General features: G+C 75.3%; 19 protein-coding genes. 15 read left to right on the forward strand and 4 right to left on the reverse strand.

Annotated elements, in window-relative coordinates:
* Nucleotides 1-67 precede the first annotated feature (67 nt).
* The 9 genes from ACQ614_RS25600 to ACQ614_RS25640 all read left to right on the forward strand — a co-directional run bounded on the left by ACQ614_RS25600 (nt 68) and on the right by ACQ614_RS25640 (nt 10,220).
* The gene (locus ACQ614_RS25600) at nt 68-1,279 is read left to right on the forward strand and encodes a hypothetical protein (RefSeq protein ID WP_431681016.1); all 1,212 of its coding nucleotides are present in this window, start codon (nt 68-70) and stop codon (nt 1,277-1,279) included.
* Between the two features lie 91 nt (nt 1,280-1,370).
* Nucleotides 1,371-2,462, forward strand: a complete 1,092-nt coding sequence (locus ACQ614_RS25605) for an amidohydrolase family protein (protein ID WP_363492384.1) — start codon at nt 1,371-1,373, stop codon at nt 2,460-2,462.
* An 82-nt stretch (nt 2,463-2,544) separates the two neighbouring features.
* Nucleotides 2,545-3,222: a uracil-DNA glycosylase gene (locus ACQ614_RS25610; protein WP_431681018.1), complete on the forward strand. Its 678-nt coding sequence runs from the start codon at nt 2,545-2,547 to the stop codon at nt 3,220-3,222.
* 233 nt (nt 3,223-3,455) lie between these two features.
* The gene (locus ACQ614_RS25615; RefSeq protein ID WP_431681020.1) at nt 3,456-4,370 is read left to right on the forward strand and encodes an SCO1860 family LAETG-anchored protein; all 915 of its coding nucleotides are present in this window, start codon (nt 3,456-3,458) and stop codon (nt 4,368-4,370) included.
* 183 nt (nt 4,371-4,553) lie between these two features.
* On the forward strand, nt 4,554-5,576 hold the full coding sequence (gene glnII / locus ACQ614_RS25620) for a glutamine synthetase GlnII (protein WP_431681021.1): 1,023 nt from the start codon (nt 4,554-4,556) through the stop codon (nt 5,574-5,576).
* Between the two features lie 105 nt (nt 5,577-5,681).
* Nucleotides 5,682-6,836, forward strand: a complete 1,155-nt coding sequence (locus ACQ614_RS25625) for a M48 family metalloprotease (protein WP_431681022.1) — start codon at nt 5,682-5,684, stop codon at nt 6,834-6,836.
* A gap of 198 nt (nt 6,837-7,034) precedes the next feature.
* Nucleotides 7,035-7,772: a polyprenol monophosphomannose synthase gene (locus ACQ614_RS25630; RefSeq protein WP_431681023.1), complete on the forward strand. Its 738-nt coding sequence runs from the start codon at nt 7,035-7,037 to the stop codon at nt 7,770-7,772.
* 187 nt (nt 7,773-7,959) lie between these two features.
* Nucleotides 7,960-9,552, forward strand: a complete 1,593-nt coding sequence (gene dacB, locus ACQ614_RS25635; RefSeq protein WP_431681024.1) for a D-alanyl-D-alanine carboxypeptidase/D-alanyl-D-alanine endopeptidase — start codon at nt 7,960-7,962, stop codon at nt 9,550-9,552.
* A 104-nt stretch (nt 9,553-9,656) separates the two neighbouring features.
* Nucleotides 9,657-10,220, forward strand: coding sequence for a hypothetical protein (locus ACQ614_RS25640; protein ID WP_431681025.1), 564 nt, complete (start codon nt 9,657-9,659; stop codon nt 10,218-10,220).
* 9 nt (nt 10,221-10,229) lie between these two features.
* On the opposite strand, the gene cobC is transcribed toward ACQ614_RS25640, so the two are convergent.
* Nucleotides 10,230-11,708: an Rv2231c family pyridoxal phosphate-dependent protein CobC gene (gene cobC / locus ACQ614_RS25645; RefSeq protein WP_431681027.1), complete on the reverse strand. Its 1,479-nt coding sequence runs from the start codon at nt 11,706-11,708 to the stop codon at nt 10,230-10,232.
* A 236-nt stretch (nt 11,709-11,944) separates the two neighbouring features.
* On the opposite strand from cobC, the gene ACQ614_RS25650 reads away from it, so the two are divergent.
* Genes ACQ614_RS25650 through ACQ614_RS25660 form a run of 3 tightly spaced genes read left to right on the forward strand, consistent with a single transcriptional unit; the run spans nt 11,945 to nt 15,179 of the window.
* Nucleotides 11,945-12,841 carry an alkaline phosphatase family protein gene (locus ACQ614_RS25650; protein WP_431681028.1) on the forward strand — a complete coding sequence of 299 codons (897 nt, stop codon included), beginning with the start codon at nt 11,945-11,947 and terminating at the stop codon, nt 12,839-12,841.
* Between the two features lie 5 nt (nt 12,842-12,846).
* On the forward strand, nt 12,847-14,157 hold the full coding sequence (locus ACQ614_RS25655) for an MFS transporter (RefSeq protein WP_431681029.1): 1,311 nt from the start codon (nt 12,847-12,849) through the stop codon (nt 14,155-14,157).
* Nucleotides 14,154-15,179: a TolB family protein gene (locus ACQ614_RS25660; protein WP_431681031.1), complete on the forward strand. Its 1,026-nt coding sequence runs from the start codon at nt 14,154-14,156 to the stop codon at nt 15,177-15,179. Before ACQ614_RS25655 ends, ACQ614_RS25660 begins: the two co-directional genes overlap by 4 nt.
* Before the next feature lie 66 nt (nt 15,180-15,245).
* Here ACQ614_RS25660 and ACQ614_RS25665 read toward each other — a convergent pair whose 3' ends face one another.
* Nucleotides 15,246-16,409, reverse strand: a complete 1,164-nt coding sequence (locus ACQ614_RS25665) for an FAD-dependent monooxygenase (protein WP_431681033.1) — start codon at nt 16,407-16,409, stop codon at nt 15,246-15,248.
* A gap of 114 nt (nt 16,410-16,523) precedes the next feature.
* Between ACQ614_RS25665 and ACQ614_RS25670 the strand changes: the two genes are divergently transcribed.
* Complete coding sequence (locus ACQ614_RS25670) at nt 16,524-17,102, forward strand: TetR/AcrR family transcriptional regulator (RefSeq protein ID WP_431681034.1); 579 nt, start codon at nt 16,524-16,526, stop codon at nt 17,100-17,102.
* On the opposite strand, the gene ACQ614_RS25675 is transcribed toward ACQ614_RS25670, so the two are convergent.
* Entirely contained in the window at nt 17,075-17,593 is a 519-nt protein-coding gene (locus ACQ614_RS25675; RefSeq protein ID WP_431681035.1) for a GbsR/MarR family transcriptional regulator, read from the reverse strand. The genes ACQ614_RS25670 and ACQ614_RS25675 overlap by 28 nt on opposite strands.
* A gap of 119 nt (nt 17,594-17,712) precedes the next feature.
* Here ACQ614_RS25675 and ACQ614_RS25680 point away from each other — a divergent pair, with 119 nt between their 5' ends.
* The gene (locus ACQ614_RS25680) at nt 17,713-18,633 is read left to right on the forward strand and encodes an ABC transporter ATP-binding protein (protein WP_431681037.1); all 921 of its coding nucleotides are present in this window, start codon (nt 17,713-17,715) and stop codon (nt 18,631-18,633) included.
* The gene (locus tag ACQ614_RS25685; protein ID WP_431681038.1) at nt 18,630-20,219 is read left to right on the forward strand and encodes an ABC transporter permease; all 1,590 of its coding nucleotides are present in this window, start codon (nt 18,630-18,632) and stop codon (nt 20,217-20,219) included. Before ACQ614_RS25680 ends, ACQ614_RS25685 begins: the two co-directional genes overlap by 4 nt.
* Before the next feature lie 31 nt (nt 20,220-20,250).
* Here ACQ614_RS25685 and ACQ614_RS25690 read toward each other — a convergent pair whose 3' ends face one another.
* Nucleotides 20,251-21,000: a metallophosphoesterase family protein gene (locus ACQ614_RS25690; protein ID WP_431681040.1), complete on the reverse strand. Its 750-nt coding sequence runs from the start codon at nt 20,998-21,000 to the stop codon at nt 20,251-20,253.
* Nucleotides 21,001-21,047: the final 47 nt, after the last annotated feature.

A 21,047-nucleotide genomic window follows, 5' to 3' on the forward strand; every position in this document is an offset into this window, starting at 1 on the left:
CCGCCCGCGGATTGGTGCACTCGTCCTGCACGGCCCGGGCGGGCCGGCGGGCGAGGGAGGGGAACCGATGGCACGGACCGCACCGGCCGGACGGAAGGGGCGGCTGCTCCGGCGCGCGGTGATGCTGGCCCTCGCCTGTGCGGCCGCCACCGCGGCCGCCCCGCCCCTCCCGGCCGTCGACGGCACGCCGGCCGGCCCGGCCGCGGCCCCCGCCGCCGGGGGCTGGCGCGGGTGGCGCACCCCGCCCGCCGTCCGCAACCAGGAGCTGCGCGCGGTCGCCGCACTCGGCCCGGACGCCGCCTGGGCGGTCGGCTACGAGGACAGCGCCGCGGGCGGCGCCCCGCTGGTCGAGCGGTTCGACGGGCGCACCTGGCGCCGGCTGCAGGTCCCCGGCCACCGCGGCACCGGCAGCCTGGAGGCGGTGCTGCCGTTCGGCCCGTCCGACGTCTGGGCGGTCGGCAGCCGCAACGACCCGGCCGCCGGCGAGGACCGCGGCCTCGCCCTGCACTGGGACGGCCGCAGCTGGCGCGAGGTGCCGCTGCCCGCCGGGCCGGCCGACCGCTCCTCCCACCCGCTGGCCCTCGCCGGGGCCGGCCCGCACGACCTGTGGGCGGTCGGCGCGACCGCCCACGACCGCACGACGGCGCCCCGCCCGCTGGTCCACCACTGGGACGGCAGGGCCTGGCAGACCGTCCCCACCCCGGGGACGGAGGGCGACGCCCTGCTGCTGGGGGCCGCCACCGACGGGGCCGGCGGGGTGTGGGCGGTCGGCGCCGCCTACGACCCGGACGGCACGGCCCGCCCGCTCGCCGAGCACTGGGACGGCACCGCCTGGCGGATCGTCGACGTCCCCCGGCCGGAGGGCCGCAGCACCACCCTGGAGTCGGTGGCCGCGGTCGCCCCGGACGACGTCTGGGCGGTCGGCTCCACCACGACGGACGACGGTCCGCCGCACCCCTACCTGCTGCACTGGGACGGCACCGCCTGGCGCCCCGCCGAACCCCCGGCCGAGGCCGAGGGCCAGCTGCACGCGGTGGCGGCCGGCCCCGACGGCACCGTCTGGGCGGCCGGCGAGCAGCCCGGCGCCGACACCCCGGGCTTCGTCCTGTGCCGCCGCGACGGAGCCTGGACCTACCACCCGGCCGCCCCGTCCGCGGCCGGCGCCTCCTTCTTCTCGGTCGCCCCGGTGCCCGGCACCGGCACCGCCTGGGCGGTCGGCTCCACCCAGCCCCGCCTCGAGGACAGCTGGCACCCCGTCATCGGCTCCTACACCCCCTGAGGAGCGGCTTTCGGATCCTGCCGGGCCTGCGGCGCCGTGGCACGTGCCGCTCCCGCCCTGGCCGCGGTGGGGCGTCGGTAGAGTGCGGGACATGAGCGATGGCGCGGTGCTGCACATCAAGGGCCGGGTGCTGGTCGGGCCCGAGGACGTCCGGGACGAGCTGTGGGTGGTGGACGGGCGGGTCTCCTTCGACCGCCCCGCGCACGCCGCCGACGTCCGGACGGTCACCGGCTGGGCGATGCCCGGCCTGGTCGACGCGCACTGCCACGTCGGCCTGGACGCCCACGGCGCCGTCGACGAGGCCACCAGCGAGAAGCAGGCCGTCACCGACCGGGACGCCGGCACCCTGCTGATCCGCGACGCCGGCTCGGCCGCCGACACCCGCTGGATCGACGACCGCGAGGACCTGCCCCGGATCATCCGGGCCGGCCGCCACATCGCCCGCACCCGCCGCTACATCCGCAACTACGCGCACGAGATCGAACCCGGCGACCTGGCCGCGTTCGTCCGGCACGAGGCCCGCCGCGGCGACGGCTGGGTGAAGCTGGTCGGCGACTGGATCGACCGCGAGCAGGGCGACCTCACCGCCTGCTGGCCCGGGGACGCACTGCGCGAGGCGATCGCCGCCGCGCACGAGGAGGGCGCCCGGGTCACCGCGCACTGCTTCGCCGCCGAGTCGCTGCCGGACCTGATCGCGGCCGGCATCGACTGCATCGAGCACGCCACCGGGCTGACCGAGGAGCTGATCCCGCAGTTCGCCGAGCGCGGGGTGGCCATCGTGCCGACCCTGGTGAACATCGCCACCTTCCCGAAGCTGGCGGCGGGCGGCGAGCAGAAGTTCCCGGCCTGGTCCGCGCACATGCGGCGGCTGCACGAGCGCCGGTACGACACGGTGGGCGCCGCGCACGACGCGGGCATCCCGGTCTTCGTCGGCACCGACGCCGGCGGCTCGCTCGCCCACGGGCTGGTCGCGGACGAGGTGGCCGAGCTGGTGAAGGCCGGCCTGTCGGCCACCGAGGCGCTGTCGGCGGCGAGTTGGGCGGCCCGCGAGTGGCTGGGCCGGGACGGCCTGACCGAGGGCGCCGCCGCCGACCTGGTGGTGTACGCCGAGGACCCGCGGGCGGACGTCCGGGTGCTGGCCGACCCGCAGGCCGTGGTGCTGCGCGGCCGCGTGGTGGCCTGAGCACGGGGTCGGTGAGTGCCGCCGCGGGCCCTGCGTCAAGCTCCCCGGCGGCGTGTCGGCGGGGGCCGCTAGGGTGATCACCATGGCACCCCGTCCCCTGCACGAGATCGTCGAACCCGGCTGGGCCCGCGCCCTGGAGCCGGCAGCCCCCCGCGTCGCCGCGATGGGCGACTTCCTGCGCGCCGAGCTGGCCGCCGGCCGCACCTACCTGCCCTCCGGCCCGAACGTGCTGCGCGCCTTCCAGCAGCCCTTCGACCAGGTCCGGGTGCTGATCGTCGGCCAGGACCCGTACCCGACGCCGGGGCACGCGGTCGGCCTCAGCTTCTCCGTGGCGCCCGAGGTCCGGCCGATCCCGGCCAGCCTGGTCAACATCTACCGCGAGTACGGGACGGACCTGGGCTTCCCGCCGCCGTCCAACGGCGATCTCACCCCGTGGACGCAGCAGGGCGTGCTGCTGCTCAACCGCGTGCTGACGGTGGCGCCGCGCACGCCCAACGCGCACAAGGGCAAGGGCTGGGAGGACGTCACCGAGCAGGCGATCCGGGCGCTGGCCGCCCGCGGCGGCCCGCTGGTGGCGATCCTCTGGGGCTCGGCCGCCCGCAACCTCCGCCCGCTGCTCGGCGAGATCCCGGCGATCGAGTCCGCACACCCGAGCCCGATGTCCGCGGACCGCGGCTTCTTCGGCTCCCGCCCGTTCAGCCGGGCCAACGAACTGCTGACCCGCCAGGGCGCCCAGCCGGTGGACTGGCGCCTGCCGTAGGGCGGCGGAGTGTTGGGCGCCGCGGCCCGGCGTGTCAGGCTGCGGCGTCAACCTCACTCGAAATGGTGAACTGACGCTCTGTGGTGCTCATGTGACGGATCGTCCGCGTGAGACTGAGTGTCAGTCCAGAGCACGAGCCCCTTCCCCCGGACCGGTGTGCGCCATCGCTGCACCCGCGCGGGGTGATGCCGGTGGCGCGCTCTTCCGAGTACACGTGTGGGGGTCCATCCGTCATGCCGTCCCGTTCGTCCGTCCGCGCCGTCGCCGCATCCCTGGCCGCCTCGGCGCTGGCCGTCTCCCTGCCCGCCGCCGCAGCGCACGCGACCGGCCCCACGCCGTCCGCGGGCAGTGCCAGGGCGGTCACCGCCGAGGTCGACCTGGACGTGTCCCTCCTCGACAAGGCGGTGCACATCCCCGTCGAGGCGACGCTCAACAAGGTGCAGACCCCGGCGCAGCGGGACGCCTCGATGCTCACCGCCGCCGTTGACGGCGTGGACCGCGGGCGCCCGGTCACCCTGGTCAAGGCGGACGTCGGCCGTTCGGTCACGCGCGTCGACGAGCACGGCACCTTCGCCTCCGTCACGCTCGCCGACGCCGACCTGCACGCCCCGGGCCTGCCCGCCACCACGCTGCTCGGCCTGCAGGCGCTCTCCGCCGAGGCGACCTGCCCGGTGGACGGACAGCCCTCCGCCAAGGTCACCTCCCCGCTGAAGCTGACGGTGCTCGGCCGCCCGGTCGCGGTCGGCCTGAACAGCCCGAGCCGGGTGACCGTGCCCGCGGTGGGCACCGTGGAGGTGGAGTTCTCCAAGAAGACGGTCACCTCCGCCACGGCCGCCGCCTCCGCCCTGGAGGTGACCGTGGACGTCAATCCGCTGAACCTGAACGTGGCCCGCGTCACGGGCAAGGTGACGGTGGCCTCCGTTTCCTGCGAGAAGCCCGGCCCGAGCCCGGTGGTCCAGACCTCCAAGGCCGCCCCGAAGCCCACCGCGGCCAATCTGCAGGAGCCCGCCGCGCAGACCGGCGCGCTGGCCGCCACCGGCAGCAGCGGCACCGGATTCATGGCCGGCGGGGCCGTGACGCTGCTGGTCACGGGGGGTGCGGTGGTGTGGGCGAGCCGGCGCCGCCGGGGCCGGGCGCGGCACCGCTGACCGCCTCCGGTGAACCGGCCGTCCCACTGATTCGTTCGCATGCTGAGACGTGCACTGTCCGACGGTGAGCGTGCCGCCGCGGACGGTTGGTTCACATGGGCGTTACATAGGAGGAACAACCGGGAAACGGCGACTTGCGACGCTACGCGGGCACCCACCACCCAAGCAGTGAGGTTCACCGCAATGGCAATCAAGGCCGAGTACATCTGGATCGACGGCACCAAGCCGACCGCCAAGCTCCGTTCCAAGACTCGGGTGCTGCCGAACGCGGACAAGATCCCCACCTGGGGCTTCGACGGTTCCTCGACCAACCAGGCCGAGGGCCACGCCTCGGACCGCGTACTCGAGCCGGTGAAGGTCGTCAAGGACCCCATCCGCGGTGGTGACAACATCCTGGTCCTGTGCGAGGTCCTCGAGATCGACGGCACCCCGCACGAGTCCAACACCCGCGCCCTGCTGCGCGAGGTCGCCGAGAAGTACGCCTCCCAGGAGGCGATCTTCGGCATCGAGCAGGAGTACACCTTCTTCAAGGGCTCCCGCCCGCTCGGCTTCCCCGAGGGCGGCTACCCGGCCCCGCAGGGCGGCTACTACTGCGGCGTGGGTGCCGAGGAGGTCTTCGGCCGCGAGATCGTCGAGCTCCACCTGGACCGCTGCCTCGACGCCGGCCTGGCCATCTGCGGCATCAACGCCGAGGTCATGCCCGGCCAGTGGGAGTTCCAGATCGGCCCGGTCGACGCGCTGACCGTCTCCGACGACATGTGGATCGCCCGCTACCTGCTCTACCGCACCGCCGAGGAGTTCGGCATCGACGCCACCCTCGACGCCAAGCCGGCCCGGGGCGACTGGAACGGCGCGGGTGCCCACACCAACTTCTCCACCAGGGCGATGCGCGAGGGCTACGAGGCCATCATCACCGCCTGCGAGTCGCTCGGCGCCTCGGAGGAGAAGGTCATGGAGCACGTCAGCCAGTACGGCGACGACATCCAGTCCCGCCTCACCGGCAAGCACGAGACCGCCCCGTGGAACGTCTACTCCTACGGCGTCTCCAACCGCGGTGCCTCCGTCCGCATCCCGTGGCAGGTCGAGGTGGAGCAGAAGGGCTACATCGAGGACCGCCGCCCGAACGCGAACGTCGACCCCTACGTCGTCACCCGCCTCCTGGTGAACACCTGCTGCGAGGCCCTGGAGAAGGCCGGCCAGGTCTGATCCACGCTCTTCCCGGAGCTTCCCGCCCGCCGCTCCCTCCGCACCGGAGGCGAGCGGCGGGCGCTTCCGTACCCGCAGTGCTCCGCCTTCCGTAGGGTGGGAACCATGGCGGACGACCCCGACTTCACCCCCGAGCAGGTGGCCCGCGGCCGCGCCCTGCGGCGCGAGCAGCTGCCCTGGATGCTCGGCGGCGCCCTCACCGCGCTCGCCCTCACCCTGGTGCTCGGCCTCACCCCGGCCGGCGCCGGACTCGTCACCTGGGCCGGAGGCCTCTTCGGCGGCTCCCGCACGGCCGAGGTGCTCGGCGGCGCCGCCGCACTGGCCGTCCTCGGCCAGCTCGTCCGGCTGCCGTTCGGCGCCCGGGTCCGCACCGTCCGCGCCCGCTACGGCCTGGTCACCCAGGGCTGGGGCGGCTGGGCCCTCGACGCCGTACGCGGCCTCGCCCTCGGCCTCGCCCTCCTCCTCCCCGCCGCACTTGGCCTCTACGCCCTCACCGACCGGTCCCCGACGCGCTGGTGGATCCCCGGCGCCGCCCTCGCCGCCCTGCTGGTCGCCGCCCTCTCCTTCCTCCACCCGCTGCTGATCGAACCGGTCTTCAACCGCTTCACCCCCATGCCCGAGGGCCCGCTGCGGGGCGCCCTGCTCGGCCTCGCCGAGCGGGACGGCGTCCGGGTGCGGGAGGTCCTCGTCGCGGACGCCTCGCGGCGCACCACCGCCCTCAACGCCTATGTCTCCGGCCTCGGCTCGACCCGCCGCATCGTCGCCTACGACACCCTGCTCGCCACCGCCGAGCCCCGCGAGGTCGAACTCGTCGTCGCCCACGAACTCGGCCACGTCAAGCACCGCGACGTCCTGACCGGCACCCTGCTCGGCGCCCTCGGGGCCGCCGCGGCCGTCGCCGTCACCGGCCTCGCCGCCACCTGGCAGCCCCTGCTGGACGCCGCGGGCGCCGACAGCGCCGCCGACCCCCGCTCACTGCCCCTGCTCGCCGCCCTGGTCGCCCTGATCGCCGCCGCAACCGGCCCCCTGCAGGCCGCGGCCAGCCGCCGCATCGAGGCCCGCGCCGACCGCCACGCCCTCGAACTCACCAACGACCCCGCGCAGTTCATCGCCATGCAGCGCCGCCTCGCGATCACCAACGTCTCCGACGTCGACCCGCCCCGCCTCCTCGTCCTCCTCTTCGCCACCCACCCCAGCGCCACCCGCCGCATCACCGCCGCCCGCACCTGGCACCCCGTTGAAGGACCGGCCGACCCGTAGGGGCGCGGAGAACTGCGCGACCCGGGGCGGGGCCAACTGTGCGAGGACGGGGCCCCCACGCGCCCCTATGGGTTACCCCCGCTTGTCCCTTGAGTAGCCCCTTGCCCGTCCACCGTGGGTCTGCCGGTAGGGGGTTCGGCGGGCGGTCGTAGACTCGCAAGTGCCGTCCCGGAACGAACCGACCAGAGGAACTGATTCATGCTGGACGCCGCCCCCAAGGTCGTCGTCGTCGTACCCACGTACAACGAGCGGGAGAACCTGCCCGTCATCGTCGGCCTGCTCGCCGACCTGGGGATGCCCAACCTGCACGTGCTCGTCGTGGACGACAACTCGCCCGACGGCACCGGCGAGGTCGCGGACAAGCTCGCCGCGGACTCCCCGGAGACCGTCGGAGTCCTCCACCGCACGGACAAGGACGGTCTCGGCCGCGCCTACATCGCCGGCATGACCCGGGCCCTCGCCGAGGGCGCCGACATCGTCGTCCAGATGGACGCCGACCTCTCGCACCCGGCCTCGGTGATCCCCACCATGGTCGAGACCCTGCTCGGCGGGGACGCCGCAGTCGTCCTCGGTTCCCGCTACGTGCCGGGCGGTTCGACGGCCGAGGAGTGGCCGTGGCACCGCAAGGCGCTCTCGGCGTGGGCGAACTTCTACGTCAACACGATCCTCCGCCTGCAGGTGAAGGACGCCACGGCCGGGTTCAAGGCGTGGAAGGCGGAGGCCCTGCGGGCGATCGACCCGGAGTCGGTGCACAGCAACGGCTACTCGTTCCAGGTGGAGATGAACCACCGTGTCGTCCGGCGCGGCCTGCGGATCGCGGAGGTGCCGATCCGCTTCGAGGAGCGGGTCAAGGGCGCCTCGAAGATGAGCTTCGGCGTGCAGGTGGAGTCGGCGCTCGCGCCGTGGAAGCTGCTGCTCGGCAAGTCCGGCCGCTGACCGCCCGGCACCCCCGGCATCCCGGCGGTCCCGCAGGTGTTCCGCCGATCGGTGGAACCTGCGTGGCCGCCGGGGTGACACGGCGTCACCGCTGCGGCGGTGTCGGCGGATACGTGCTTCCCGTGTTCCTATTCTGCGTCGGAAAGGCCCGGTACGACCGGCTTCCGACTCTCGAATGGTTGAGCGAATGCGAGTGAAGATCCGGGGCCGGCGAGTGTGGGCCGGCATCGGTGCGGCGCTGCTGGGCGTGGCGGCGACGACCGGCGCGGCCGCCCCGCCCCACGGCCCGCGCCAGGACCTCGGCCCGGCAGTCACGGCGATCCTGGACAAGCCGCGGTACGAGCACTCCCAGTGGGGCGTGCTGGAGGTGGACCCGGAGACCGGCCGGACGGTCCACGACCTGCAGGGCGACAAGTTCTTCCTCCCCGGCTCGGTGGCCAAGCTGTTCAGCGTCTCCGGCACCTGGGACACCCTGGGCGGCGACCACCGCTTCACCACCCCGGTGAACGCCCTCGGCTCCCGCTCCGGCTCCGTGCTCGACGGCAATCTGGCGATGGTCGCGCAGGGCGACCTCACCATGGGCGGGCGCACCGAGCCGGACGGCACGGTCGACTTCACCCCCATCGACCACACCTACGCCAACGACATCCCGGGCGCCACGCTCACCCCCGAGAACCCGCTGGCCGGTCTGAACTCCATCGCGCAGGAGGTCCGTTCGGCCGGCATCAGGCAGGTCCGCGGCAATGTGGTGGTCGACCCGCGGCTGTTCACCGCCGAGCCCCCGCTCGACCCGCTGCCCACCCCGATGATCGTCAACGACAACGTCATCGACCTGCTCACCACCCCGACCGCCCCCGGGCAGACCGCCGAGCTGTTCTGGCGGCCGCAGGTCGCGCCGTACCAGGTCACCTCCACGGTGCGAACGGTGCCGGCCGGCGGCACCACCGACATCCAGGTCTCCACCAACCCGGACGGCACCCGGATCACCCTGTCCGGCACCATCGCCGCGGACGCCGACCCGGTGCTGCGGATCTCCCACATCCAGGACCCGAACGCCTTCGCCCGCACGGCCCTCATCGAGGCCCTGGCCCGTGCCGGCGTGACCGTCACCGCCCCGGCCACCGGCCCCAACCCCGTCGACCTGCTGCCCGCCTCCTACCCGGCCGGCTCCCGGGTCGCCGCGTTCGTCTCCCCGCCGTACGAGCAGTACGCCCGGCTCATCCTCAAGGTCAGCCACAACCTCGGCGCCAACCTCGGCATCTGCCTGATGGCCGTCGCCGCCGGCAGCCACGACTGCGTCGACGGCTTCCCCGTCCTCCGGGCCTTCCTGGAACGGGCCGGCGTCGACCTCGCCCAGGTCCAGCTCGCGGACGGCCGCGGCGGCGACCCCGTCGACCGGGCCACGCCGGTCGCCGTCAACCAGATCCTGGCGTACTGGCTGCGCACCCCCGAGGCCGACACCTTCCGCAACGCCCTGCCGGTCCTGGGCGTGGACGGCACCCTCGCCGACAACTGCACCGACTGCCCCGCCAAGGGCAAGGTCTGGGCCAAGACCGGCACCGTCGCCGGCTTCGACTACCTCAACCAGCAGCTCGCCGTCGGCGCCGAGACCATCGCCGGCTACCTCGACGCGGGCAACGGCCGCCTCCACACCTTCTTCGCCGGCGTCAACAACACCCAGGCCGCCGACTTCAACGGCTTCCTGGAGATCGACGACGACGTCGCCGACGTCGCCGCCGCCCTCCAGCAGCAGGCCGCCCGCCACTCCCACCACCACTGACGGACGACCTCCGGGAGGCGCGGGGACTGCACGCAGCCCCGCGCCTCTCCGTGCCCGCGCGTTAATCGATTGGCCCGGGCGCTCGGGCACCGGAGAATCGGGCCATGGACCGATCGGAGGACGACGGGCGGCCGTTGCTGCTGCTGGACGTGGACGGGCCGCTCAATCCGTACCGGGCGAAGCCGCACCGCCGCCCGGAGGGCTACCTCACCCACCGGGTGAAGCCCGCCTCCTGGATCTCCCGCCACCCGGGCACACCGGCGGCGTACGTCAAGCCGCTGCGCCTGTGGCTCAACCCCGGGCACGGCCCGGCCCTGCTCGCGCTGCCCTTCCGACTGGTCTGGTGCACCACGTGGATGGACGAGGCCAACGAGTGGATAGCGCCGCAGATCGGGCTGCCGCGGCTGCCGTACGTCCCGTGGCCCCGGATGCACCACGGCGACCCGGACGACCTGCACTGGAAGACCCGGTACCTGGTCGAGTGGGCGGCGGGCCGCCCGTTCGCCTGGGTGGACGACGAGATCGGGCCGCAGGACACCGCCTGGATCGCCGCGAACCATCCCGCCCCGGCGACGACCCTGCTGGTCGACCACCGCCACGGCCTGCGCCCGGACGACTTCACCGCCCTGGCGGACTGGGCGGACTCCCTCGCCGCAGGGACCCGGTGACGGGCGCCGTCAGGGCGCGGTGACCGAGGCCAGGGCGGTGAGGAACCGGTCGCTGGTGGCGGGGTCGCGGACGGCGATCCGCAGCCAGTCCGGCCCCAGGCCGGGGAAGGTGTCGCCGCGCCGGACGGCGAACCCGGCCTCGCGGAGCCGCTCCCGGACCTTCGCCGCGCCGTCCAGCTCGACCAGCAGGAACGAGGACGCGGGCTCGCCGTGCACCCGCACGCCCGGGATGCGGGCCAGACCCGCCAGCAGATGCGCCCGGTGCCCGGCCAGGTCCCTGGCGGCGGCCTCGGCCTCCGCCAGGGCGGCCGGCGCCGAGCACTCCTCGGCGGCGGTCAGCGCGGGGGAGGAGACCGGCCACAGCGGCTGGGCGGCGGCGAGTTCCGCGATCAGGCCGGCGGGGCCGAGGACGTAGCCGATCCGCAGGCCGGCCAGGCCCCAGGTCTTGGTGAGGCTGCGCAGCACGACCACCCGCCCGGGCAGGTCGCGCCGGGCGGCGAGGGCGGCGCTCTCGCCGGGCACGGTGTCCATGAACGCCTCGTCGACGACGAGCGTCCGGCCGGGCCTGGCCAGCGCCGCCACGTCCTCGGCCGGGTGCAGCACCGAGGTCGGGTTGGTGGGGTTGCCGATCACCACCAGGTCGGCCTCCTCCGGCACGGCGCCGGGGGTCAGCCGGAAGCCGTCGGCGGCGCTCAGCACGGCGCGGTGCACGGTGTGCCCGGCGTCCCGCAGCGCGGCCTCCGGTTCGGTGAACTGCGGGTGCACCACACAGACGTGGCGGGCCGTCAGGACCCGGGCGAGCAGCACGAAGGCCTCGGCGGCGCCCGCGGTGAGCAGCACCTCCTGCACCGGCCGGCCGTGCCGGGCGGCGACCGCGGCGCGGGCGGCCGACGGGTCGGGGTAGGCGGCGAGGTCGCCCAGGGCGGCGGCGAGGCGGTCGCGCAGCCAGCCGGGCGGGGTGCCGGTGCGGACGTTCACGGCGAGGTCGACCAGGCCTGCGGAGCGGACCTCGGCGTCGCCGTGGTGGCGCAGGTCGAATTCGGTGCTCATCGCGGTGCTCTCCTCGGTCGGCGGTGTCTGCCCGGCGTCCCGCCGGTGTGCGGTGCTGCGCCGCGCGATCGCGACCGTGGCCCGGGCGGACGCCGTCTTGGGCACCAGCAGGACCCCGCCGGGCGCCTCGGCCAAGGCGGCGGCCTCGGCCACGCCGGGGGTGCCGACGGCGGCGCGGACGGCCTCGGACGGGTGCGGCACGGGTACGGCGGCGAGGGCGGCCGCGGGGTGGGCGGCCAGCGGGACGCCGAGGGCGCGGGCGGCCTCCTGCAGGCCCGGTTCGGCGGCCCTGGCCTCGACCGTGGCGAGCAGGACGAGCGCAGTGCGGTGCAGCCCGGCGCCGGCCAGTGCCTCGTCGAGCAGGCGGAGGATCTCCTCGGCGGGGGTGCCGGGGCGGGCGCCGACGCCGGCCACCAGCGGGCCGTCCAGCTCCTCCACCGCGTCCTCCGCACCCCTGTGACCTGCCCGGAATCCCACCACGGGCGCGACGGGCGGGTCAATCGGGGCGGATGTGAGATGGAACGTACCGGCGTCGGGTGCTGTTCTCCCGTTCTTCATTTCCGCGGCGCGGCCCCGGCCATCGGGCCGGGCCTAGGGTTTGGCCGCTCGACCGGTCGCAGCACGCAGTACCCCCTGCTCCACCCCCAACTGCACCCCCTCGTACGGAGGACAGCATGACCGCCGCTCGGACCCCGAAGCGCACTCGGCGCACTTTCACCGCCCTCGCGGGCGCGGTGGCGATGGCCGCCGGGTCACTCGGACTCTGGGCCGTCACCGGCGCCACAGCCCAGGCCGCCACGCTCCCCACCCCGGACCACGTGGTGGTCGTGGTGATGGAGAACCACGCCTACTCGCAGGTCATCGGCAGCTCCAGCGCGCCGTACATCAACAACACCCTCAAGGCCGGCGGGGCGAACCTGACCCAGTCGTACGGCCTCACCCACCCCAGCGAGCCCAACTACTACCAGCTGTTCTCCGGCTCCAACCAGGGCCGCACGGACGACAGCTGCGTGCCCGTCGGCTCGATCTCCGCGCCGAACCTGGCCTCCGAGCTGATCGCCGCCGGCAAGACCTGGGCGAGCTACAACGAGGGCCTGCCGAGCCAGGGTTCGACCGTCTGCAGCAGCAGCGCGGGCAAGTACGCGCAGAAGCACAACCCGTGGTTCGGCTTCTCCAACGTGCCGACCTCGACGGCGAAGACGATGACCCAGTTCCCGACCGACTACACGACCCTGCCCAAGGTGTCGTTCGTCGTCCCCAACCTGTGCAACGACATGCACGACTGCTCGGTCTCCACCGGCGACACCTGGATCCAGAACAAGCTGGGTGCCTACGCGACCTGGGCGAAGACCCACAACAGCATGCTCGTGGTGACCTTCGACGAGGACAACCGCCTCTCCGGCAACCGCATCCCGACGATCTTCTACGGCGAGCACGTCACCCCCGGCAGCTCCACCGCCACCACCTACAACCACTACAACGTGCTCCGCACCCTGGAGGACCTGGCCGGCCTGTCCGCCCACGCGGGCAACGCCGCCACCGCCTCCGACATCACCGGCATCTGGAACTGACGCCCGTGTACCTCGCGGACTCCCGCTCCGGCAAGGCCGGCAGCACCGCGAGCAGCAGCACCGAGGCTGCCGCCGTCCCGGGCCCCCGCCCGGGGCGGCGCGCCGCCGCCGTGCCCGGCACCGTCCTGGCGCTGGGCGCGGTCAGCCTGATCACCGATGTCTCCTCGGAGATGGTCAGCGCGGTGCTGCCGCTGTACGTGGTCGCCGGCCTCGGCCTGTCCCCGCTCGGCTTCGGCCTGCTGGACGGCATCAACAACGGCGTCGGCGCCCTCGTCCGGCTGGCCGGCGGGCACGCCGCCGACCGCGGCCGGGGCCGGCACAAGGCGGTCGCGGCGGTCGGCTACGGCCTGTCGGCGCTCTGCAAGCCGCTGCTGCTGCTCGTCCACACCGTCCCGCTGATCGGCGCCGTGCTCGCCGTCGACCGCACCGGCAAGGGCCTGCGCACCGCTCCGCGCGACGCCCTGATCTCGCTCGCCACCGCACCCGAGCACCGCGGGCGCGCCTTCGGCGTGCACCGGGCGATGGACACCACCGGCGCGCTGCTCGGCCCGCTGGTCGCCTTCGCCCTGCTGCGGGCGGCGGCCGACGGCTACGACGCCGTGTTCGCGGTCTCGGCCTGCGTGGCCGCGATCGGCGTCCTGGTGCTGCTGCTGTTCGTCCCCGGCCGGTCGGGCGAGCCCGCCGACGGGCCCCGCCCGGGGCTGCGGGACTCGCTGGCCCTGCTGAAGGTGCCGGCGCTGCGGCGGCTGACGCTGGCCGCCGTGCTGCTGGGCCTGACCACCGTCAGCGACTCCTTCCTGTACCTGCTGCTGCAGCGCAGGCTGGACCTGCCGACGCACCTCTTCCCGCTGCTGCCGCTGGGCACCGCGGCGGCCTTCCTGCTGCTGGCCGTGCCGTTCGGCATGGCCGCCGACCGGCTGGGGCGCCGCCGGCTGTTCCTGCTCGGCCACCTGGTGCTGCTCGCCGGGTACGGCCTGGTGCTCGCCCCGCTGCACGCCGGGTGGGTGGCCGTCGCCGTCCTGCTGCTGCACGGCTGCTTCTACGCGGCCACCGACGGGGTGCTGGCCGCGGCCGCCTCCGGCACGGTGCCCGCCGAGCAGCAGGGCGCGGGACTCGCCCTGGTCGGCACCGGGCAGGCACTCGCCCGGTTCGGCTGCTCGCTGGCGTTCGGCGCCGGCTGGACCCTCTGGGGCGGGCAGACCGTGCTGGCGGCCGCCGCCGTCGCCCTAGCCGTCGCCGCCGCGGCGGCGACCCCGCTGATCCGCACCCCCGACTCCCCCCGTACCACCGGCACCACCGAGGAGCACCCTGTATGACGCGCACCACCCGCCTGCTGATCCTGCTGGCCGCCGTCGTCCTGCTCGGCGCGGTCGGCACCGGGGCGGTGCTGCACGCCGCCGACCGCTCGGGCCGCAAGGACCGGGAGCAGGCGGGCGGTCCGCGGATCACCCCCGGCGCCGTCGTGCTCACCGCGGACGGTGGCCGCCGGCTGCTGTTCCGCTCGACCGCCTGGGGCCCGCACCGCGACGAGATCACCGCCGTCCCGGCGGACCGCCCGGACGGCCCGCGGACGGCCTCCGGCGTCAAGTGCCTGCGCTTCCACGCCGCGGCGGGCACCGGCATCTGCCTGCAGGGCGAGCAGGACGGGCTGACCGACCGCTACAGCGCGGTCGTCCTGGACTCCGCCCTGCACGAGCTCAAGCGCTACCCGGCCGCCGGCATCCCGACCCGGGCCCGGGTCTCCCCGTCCGGGCACCTCGCCGCCTGGACGGTCTTCGTCAGCGGCGACTCCTACGCCGGCACCGACTTCTCCACCCGCACCTCGATCGTCGACACCCGCAGCTGGGAACTCCGGGACAACCTGGAGGCCTTCACCGTCCTGGACGGCGGCAGGCCGCTGCAGGCGCCCGACATCAACGTCTGGGGCGTCACCTTCGCCGACGACAACGGCTTCTACGCCACCGTCGCCACCGGCGGCCGCACGTACCTCGTCCGCGGCGACCTGGCGGCGAGGACGCTCACCACCCTGCACCAGAACGTCGAGTGCCCCTCGCTCTCCCCGGACGGCACCCGGGTCGCCTACAAGAAGCGGGTGGCCGGCGCCTCTCCGGACGCCCCGTGGCGGCTCTACGTGCTCGACCTCGCCACCATGACCGAGACAGCCACCGCCGAGCAGCGCAACATCGACGACCAGGCCCTCTGGGCCGACGGCCACACCCTGCTCTACGCCCTGGCCGGCGACTACGGCGCCGACCTCTGGACCGTCCCCGCCGACGGCACCGGCGCCCCCGCCGTCCTCACCCGCTCCGCCCTCGCCCCCGCCTACCTGGGCGGCTGACCGGACGCCGCCGGGCACATTTCAGGGGGCGCGGGTCGCTGCACGCTGTCGGGCCCGGAGGGCCCCTCACCCCACCGGCGGCCGCCAGTCCAGCAGCGCCGCGGCCGCCCGTACGGCCGTCCGCTCGGGAAGCCGGCCGACCGTCGCGAGGAATGCGTCCCTGAGGGCGACCGGGAAAGGTCCTCGCAGTGCGACCAGCCGGCCGACCTGCCGGGAGCGGGTGGCCACGGTGGTGGTGCGGGCCAGCCGGGCCGCCGTGTAGGCGGCGAGGGCGTCGGTGACGTCCGTCCCGGCGAGGGCGTGCGCGAGGACGACGGCGTCCTCGACGGCCTGGCAGGCGCCCTGGCCCTGGAAGGGGGTCATGGCGTGGGCGGCGTCGCCGAGCAGGGCGACCCGCCCGTGGTGCAGGGCGGGCAGCGGGTCGGCGAGTTCCCACACGTCGTGCCGGAGCACCCGGGCCGGGTCGGCCGACTCGAGCAGGGCGACCAGCCCGGCGTGCCAGGTGTCGAACCGCCGCAGCAGTTCGGCCCGTTCGTCGCCGTCGTCGGCGCTGCCGCCGGGCGGGGTGAGGGCGGCGGCGTACAGGTAGACGCGGTCGCCGGTGAGCGGGATGACGCCGGTGAGGGCGCCGTGGCCCCAGGTCTCGCCGGCCGGGACGGGCCGGCCGGGGGCGGGTACGACGGTGCGCCAGGTGGTGAAGCCCGAGTAGCGGGGCCCGGGGTGGCCGGGCAGCAGGGTGGTGCGGGTGGCGGAGCGCAGGCCGTCGGCGGCGACCACCAGATCGGCCCCGGTCTCCCGGTCGCCGGCCGCGACCAGGGCCGGGCGGCGGGCGCTGCCGGGGTCGGTCAGCGCGGCGGGGGAGTCGGTGCGCACGGTGCCGGGCGGCAGTTGCCGGTGCAGGGCGTCGACGAGTTCGGCGCGGTGGACGGCGACCACCGGGTCGCCGTAGGCGCGGGCGATCGCCTCCTGGTCGGCGGTGGCGAGCCGGCGGCCGTTCGGGCGGCGCAGGGCGGCCTCGCCGTGCAGCCCGGCCAGCTTGCGGACGTCGTCGCCGACACCGAGGACGTCGAGGGCGCGCAGCGCGTTGGGGGCGATGCCGAGGCCCGAGCCGACCGGGTCGAGCGAGGCGGCGCGTTCGTGGACGGCGACCTGCCAGCCGCGGCGGTGCAGGGCGAGCGCGGCGGCCAGCCCGCCGATGCCCGCGCCGATGACGACAGCCTTCTGCTCCATCGCAGACCTCCTCGGTCACTACGTCTGTAGTGTCAGGCTACTACATCTGTAGTGAGCCGTCCGCGGCGACCGCCGGACACGGGACGGGCTGCCGGACGCGGGATGATCGGTGCCATGAGTACGCCGCGCGCCGCCCTGATCGCCGACACCGCCATCGCCCTGATCGCCGAACGCGGCCTGCGCGGGCTCACCCACCGCGCCGTCGACGAGGCCGCCGGGCTGCCGGCCGGCTCCACCTCCAACCACGCCCGCACCCGGGCCGCCCTGCTGGCCGCCGCGCTCACCCGGATCGCCGACCTGGAAACCGCGGGGCTCGGCGCCGCGGCCCCCGAGCCCGGCCGGCCGCCGCGCGAGATGCTGCTGGACGCGCTCGCAGCCGGCGTGCACGGCGCACTGACCGCCGGGCTGCCGCTCACCCTGGCCCGGCTGGAGCTCGCCCTGGAGGCCACCCGCCGTCCCGAACTGCGGGCCGTCTACGACCGGTTGGGCGGGGGCTTCGCGGAGGTGGCGGCGGGGCTGCTGGCGGCGGCCGGCTCCCGCGACGCCGCCGCGGACGCCCGCAGGCTCGTCCGCTGGTGCGACGGCGTCATCTTCCACACCGCCGCGGGCGCGGGCCGGGCCGGCGGTGTCCCGCAGCCGCAGGAGCTGCGCGCCGAGGCCGCCCGCTACCTGGACGCGCTGCTCGCCCCCTGAGCCGTCTCCCGGGCCGCCGCCGCGCGCAGCTGTTCGCGCCGGTCGTGCCAGCGGCCGAGCAGGCCGGGCAGCTCCTCGCGCATGAAGCCGAAGAAGGCGAGCGACTCCGCCAGCCGCTCCCCGGCCGGGGTCTCCACGCCGAGCGCCTCGATGCCCTCGCGCAGGCCGGCCTCCCAGCGGACCAGCTCCCGGTCGCGGTGCACCGAGGCCTCGTACCAGGCGTCGTCGTGCACCCGGTAGCGGTCGCGGCGCGAGCCGGGCTCGCGCTCGCGGGTGACCAGGTTGATCTGGCTCAGGAAGCGCACCGCGCCCGACACCGCGGCCGGGCTGACCCGGAGCGAGTCGGCGAGTTCGGCGGCGGTGAGGCGGCCCGAGTCGGTGGCGAGCAGGGCGGTGAACACCCGGGCGGGCATCCGGGGGAAGCCCGCGTCGGCCATGACCGCGGCGAAGCGCTCGATGAAGGCGCCGACGGCCGCCTCGTCCCGTTCCACCGCGCTGCCTCCCGTGCCGCTGCGACTGTCGGACCATCATCGGGGACCGAACGGCCCTTCCGGAAATCCACCGGATTCACGAACTTCACGAATCTGTGAATCGAGAGTACCGTCGAGCCATGACGACCGCCATCACGGTGACCGGCCTGGTCAAGGACTTCGGCCGGACGCGCGCGCTCGACGGGCTGGACCTCACCGTCGCCCGCGGGGAGGTGCACGGCTTCCTCGGGCCGAACGGCTCCGGCAAGTCCACCACCATCCGCATCCTGCTCGGCCTGCTGCGCGCCGACGGCGGCACCGCCCGGCTGCTGGACGGGGACCCCTGGCGGGACGCCGTCGCCCTGCACCGCCGCCTCGCCTACGTGCCCGGCGACGTCACCCTCTGGCGCAACCTGACCGGCGGCGAGGCCATCGACCTGCTCGGCCGGCTCCGCGGCGGCCTCGACCAGGCCCGCCGTGCCGAACTCCTCGAGCGCTTCGAACTCGACCCCACCAAGAAGGGCCGCGCCTACTCCAAGGGCAACCGGCAGAAGGTCGCCCTGGTCGCAGCCCTCGCCTCCGACGCCGAACTGCTCGTCCTGGACGAGCCCACCTCCGGCCTCGACCCGCTCATGGAGGACGTCTTCCGCAGCTGCATCGCCGAGGAACGCGACCGCGGCCGCACCGTGCTGCTCTCCAGCCACATCCTGTCCGAGGTCGAGGCCCTCTGCGACCGCGTCAGCATCATCCGGGCCGGCCGCACCGTCGAGACCGGCACCCTCACCGAGCTGCGCCACCTCACCCGCACCTCGATCGACGCCGAACTCGCCGGCCCGCCACCGGAACTGACCGGCGTCCACGACCTGGTCACCGAAGGCCGCAGGGTCCGCTGCCAGGTCGACGCCGACCGGCTCGACGAGGTGCTGCGCGCCCTGAGCGCCGTCGGCGTCCGCAGCCTCACCAGCCGCCCGCCCACCCTGGAGGAACTCTTCCTCCGCCACTACGAGCAGCCCGGCGCACCCCGCGGCGACCGGGCCCCCGACCCGGCGGTGACCCGGTGAACACCCTCGCCGGCACCCCGGTGCTGTTCCGCCTCGCGCTGCGCCGCGACCGCATCGCGCTGCCCGCCTGGGTCTACGTGCTGGCCGCCTCCGTCGTCTCCACCGCGCTCTCCTTCCGCTCCCTCTACGACACCGAGGACTCCCGCCTGCGCTTCGCCGCCGGCATCGCCGCCAACACCTCCCTGCGCGCCCTGTACGGCCCGCTCCACGACCCGTCCACCATCGGCGGGCTGACGGCCTGGCGGATGGGCGTCTTCGGCGCCGTGCTGGCCGGGCTGATGAGCACCCTGCTGGTCGTCCGGCACACCCGGGCCGAGGAGGAGGACGGGCGCCTCGAACTCGTCGGCGCCGGCGCGGTCGGCCGCCGCGCCCCGCTCACCGCCGCCCTGCTCGCCGCCGCCACCGCCAACCTGCTGCTCGCCGCCCTCGTCGCGCTCTGCCTCACCGCCACCGGCCAGTCCGCCGCGGGCTCGCTCGCCTTCGGACTCGCGCTCGCCGGCTGCGGCATGCTCTTCGCCGGCACCGCCGCCGTCACCGCCCAGGTGGCGGGAACCGCCCGCGCCGCCAACGGCCTGGCCGGCGCCCTGCTCGGCACCGCCTTCGTGCTGCGCGCCGTCGGCGACGCCGGCCCCGCCTGGGTCGGCTGGCTCTCCCCGATCGGATGGGCCGAACAGGTCCGCCCCTTCGCCGAGAACCGCTGGTGGGTGCTGCTGCTCCCCGCCGCCGGCACCGCGCTCGCCGTCGCCGCCGCGTACGCCCTGGTCGCCCGCCGCGACCTCGGCGCCGGCCTGCTGCCGCAACGCCCCGGCCCCGCCGCCGGCGCCCCCGGGCTGCGCACCGCCGCCGCCCTCGCCGTCCGGCTGCACCGCGGCACCCTGCTCGGCTGGGCGGCCGGCTTCGCCGCGGCCGGCCTGGTCTTCGGCGGGGTCTCCCGCGGCGTCGTCGACCTGGTCGGCGACAACGCCCGGGTCGCCGACGTGATCGCCCGGCTCGGCGGCCGGCAGGGCGTCCTCGACGCCTACTTCGGCACCATGACCAACCTCTTCGGCATGGTCGTCGCCCTGTACGCGGTGCAGGCGGTGCTGCGGCTGCGCGCCGAGGAGACCTCCGGCCGGGCCGAACCGGTGCTCGCCACCGCCGTCTCCCGGCTCCGCTGGGCGGCCGGCCACCTGCTCTTCCCGCTGGCCGGCAGCGCCGTCCTGCTCGCCGTCGCCGGGGTCTTCACCGGCCTCGGCCAGGGTGCCGCGATGGGCGGCACCGGCCACGCCGTGGCCCGGCTGCTGCCGGCCGCCCTCGCCCAGCTCCCCGCCGTGTGGCTGACCGCAGCCGTCACCCTCGCCCTGGTCGGCCTGGCACCGCGGTGGAGCACGGCCGGCTGGGGCGCCCTGGCCCTCTTCCTCCTGCTCGGCTGGCTCGGCCCGGTCCTCCGCCTCCCGCAGTGGGTCCTCGACCTCTCACCCTTCACCCACACCCCGCACCTCCCCGGCGGCGCCTTCACCCCCACCCCCCTCCTCTGGCTCGCCGCCCTCGCCGCCGCCCTGGCAGCGGCCGGCCTGGCCGGCCTCCACCGCCGCGACATCGGCTGAGCCGACCGCCGAGGTGCTGCGCGTGCAGCCCTCAGCGACCGTCCCGCGGCCCGAACACCCGGAGCGCGTCGGTGTCCGTGGAGCGGGCGTTGAGGTAGTGGTCCGCCCAGGGGCCGATCTGCTCCCAGCCGCAGTCGCGGACCAGTTCGGCGACGGCCGCAGGGACGTCGAAGACCGTGCGCCGCAGCTGGACTCCCGGGCCGAGCAGCGCCCAGTGGGCGCCGCCGCGGCCGTACGGCATGCCGATGCTGCCCGGGTTGACGACCAGCCGGCCGTTGGCGAGCCGTGTGTACGGCATGTGGGTGTGCCCGCAGACGACCGTGCCCACCGCCTCGTCCAGGCCGTCGAACACCTCCGTCCACCGCTCGGGGCGGGAGTCGACCAGGACGACCTCCTCGTCGTCCCGCGGGGTGGCGTGGCAGAACAGCACCTCGCCGAGGCCCTCCACCGCGAGGCGGGCGGTCGGCGGCAGTCCGGCCAGCAGCTCGACCTGGTCCTCGCGCAGCGCGTCCGCGGCCCACGGCCCGATCGGGTCGGGGATCTCGGTACGCAGGCCGCGCCGGTGCTCGACGAGTTCCCGGTCGGCGTTGCCGGCGACCCACACGACCTGCTCGCCGAGGGCGGTGAGCAGGTCCAGTACTTCGGCGGGCTGCGGTCCGGCGGCGATGTCGCCGGTGAGCACGATCCGGTCGGCGGCGGCGACCTCGGGCTCGGCGAGGACCGCGCGGAGGGCGGGGAGCACCCCGTGGATGTCGGAGAGAACGGCGACCTGTCGCATCATGACGCCCACTCTGCTCCGCACCTCCGGCCCGTGCGCGGGTGTTCGCC

Origin of the sequence: Kitasatospora dryopteridis, assembly GCF_050749075.1 — a bacterium.
Classification (GTDB): domain Bacteria; phylum Actinomycetota; class Actinomycetes; order Streptomycetales; family Streptomycetaceae; genus Kitasatospora.

What these genes read in the sequence shown, in the direction of transcription:
- ACQ614_RS25600 (WP_431681016.1), top strand. Translation starts at nt 68, where the DNA reads ATGGCACGGACCGCACCGGCCGGACGGAAGGGGCGGCTGCTCCGGCGC.
- ACQ614_RS25605 (WP_363492384.1), top strand. Translation starts at nt 1,371, where the DNA reads ATGAGCGATGGCGCGGTGCTGCACATCAAGGGCCGGGTGCTGGTCGGG.
- ACQ614_RS25610 (WP_431681018.1), top strand. Translation starts at nt 2,545, where the DNA reads ATGGCACCCCGTCCCCTGCACGAGATCGTCGAACCCGGCTGGGCCCGC.
- ACQ614_RS25615 (WP_431681020.1), top strand. Translation starts at nt 3,456, where the DNA reads ATGCCGTCCCGTTCGTCCGTCCGCGCCGTCGCCGCATCCCTGGCCGCC.
- glnII (WP_431681021.1), top strand. Translation starts at nt 4,554, where the DNA reads ATGGCAATCAAGGCCGAGTACATCTGGATCGACGGCACCAAGCCGACC.
- ACQ614_RS25625 (WP_431681022.1), top strand. Translation starts at nt 5,682, where the DNA reads ATGGCGGACGACCCCGACTTCACCCCCGAGCAGGTGGCCCGCGGCCGC.
- ACQ614_RS25630 (WP_431681023.1), top strand. Translation starts at nt 7,035, where the DNA reads ATGCTGGACGCCGCCCCCAAGGTCGTCGTCGTCGTACCCACGTACAAC.
- dacB (WP_431681024.1), top strand. Translation starts at nt 7,960, where the DNA reads ATGCGAGTGAAGATCCGGGGCCGGCGAGTGTGGGCCGGCATCGGTGCG.
- ACQ614_RS25640 (WP_431681025.1), top strand. Translation starts at nt 9,657, where the DNA reads ATGGACCGATCGGAGGACGACGGGCGGCCGTTGCTGCTGCTGGACGTG.
- ACQ614_RS25650 (WP_431681028.1), top strand. Translation starts at nt 11,945, where the DNA reads ATGACCGCCGCTCGGACCCCGAAGCGCACTCGGCGCACTTTCACCGCC.
- ACQ614_RS25660 (WP_431681031.1), top strand. Translation starts at nt 14,154, where the DNA reads ATGACGCGCACCACCCGCCTGCTGATCCTGCTGGCCGCCGTCGTCCTG.
- ACQ614_RS25665 (WP_431681033.1), bottom strand. Translation starts at nt 16,409, where the DNA reads ATGGAGCAGAAGGCTGTCGTCATCGGCGCGGGCATCGGCGGGCTGGCC.
- ACQ614_RS25670 (WP_431681034.1), top strand. Translation starts at nt 16,524, where the DNA reads ATGAGTACGCCGCGCGCCGCCCTGATCGCCGACACCGCCATCGCCCTG.
- ACQ614_RS25680 (WP_431681037.1), top strand. Translation starts at nt 17,713, where the DNA reads ATGACGACCGCCATCACGGTGACCGGCCTGGTCAAGGACTTCGGCCGG.
- ACQ614_RS25690 (WP_431681040.1), bottom strand. Translation starts at nt 21,000, where the DNA reads ATGATGCGACAGGTCGCCGTTCTCTCCGACATCCACGGGGTGCTCCCC.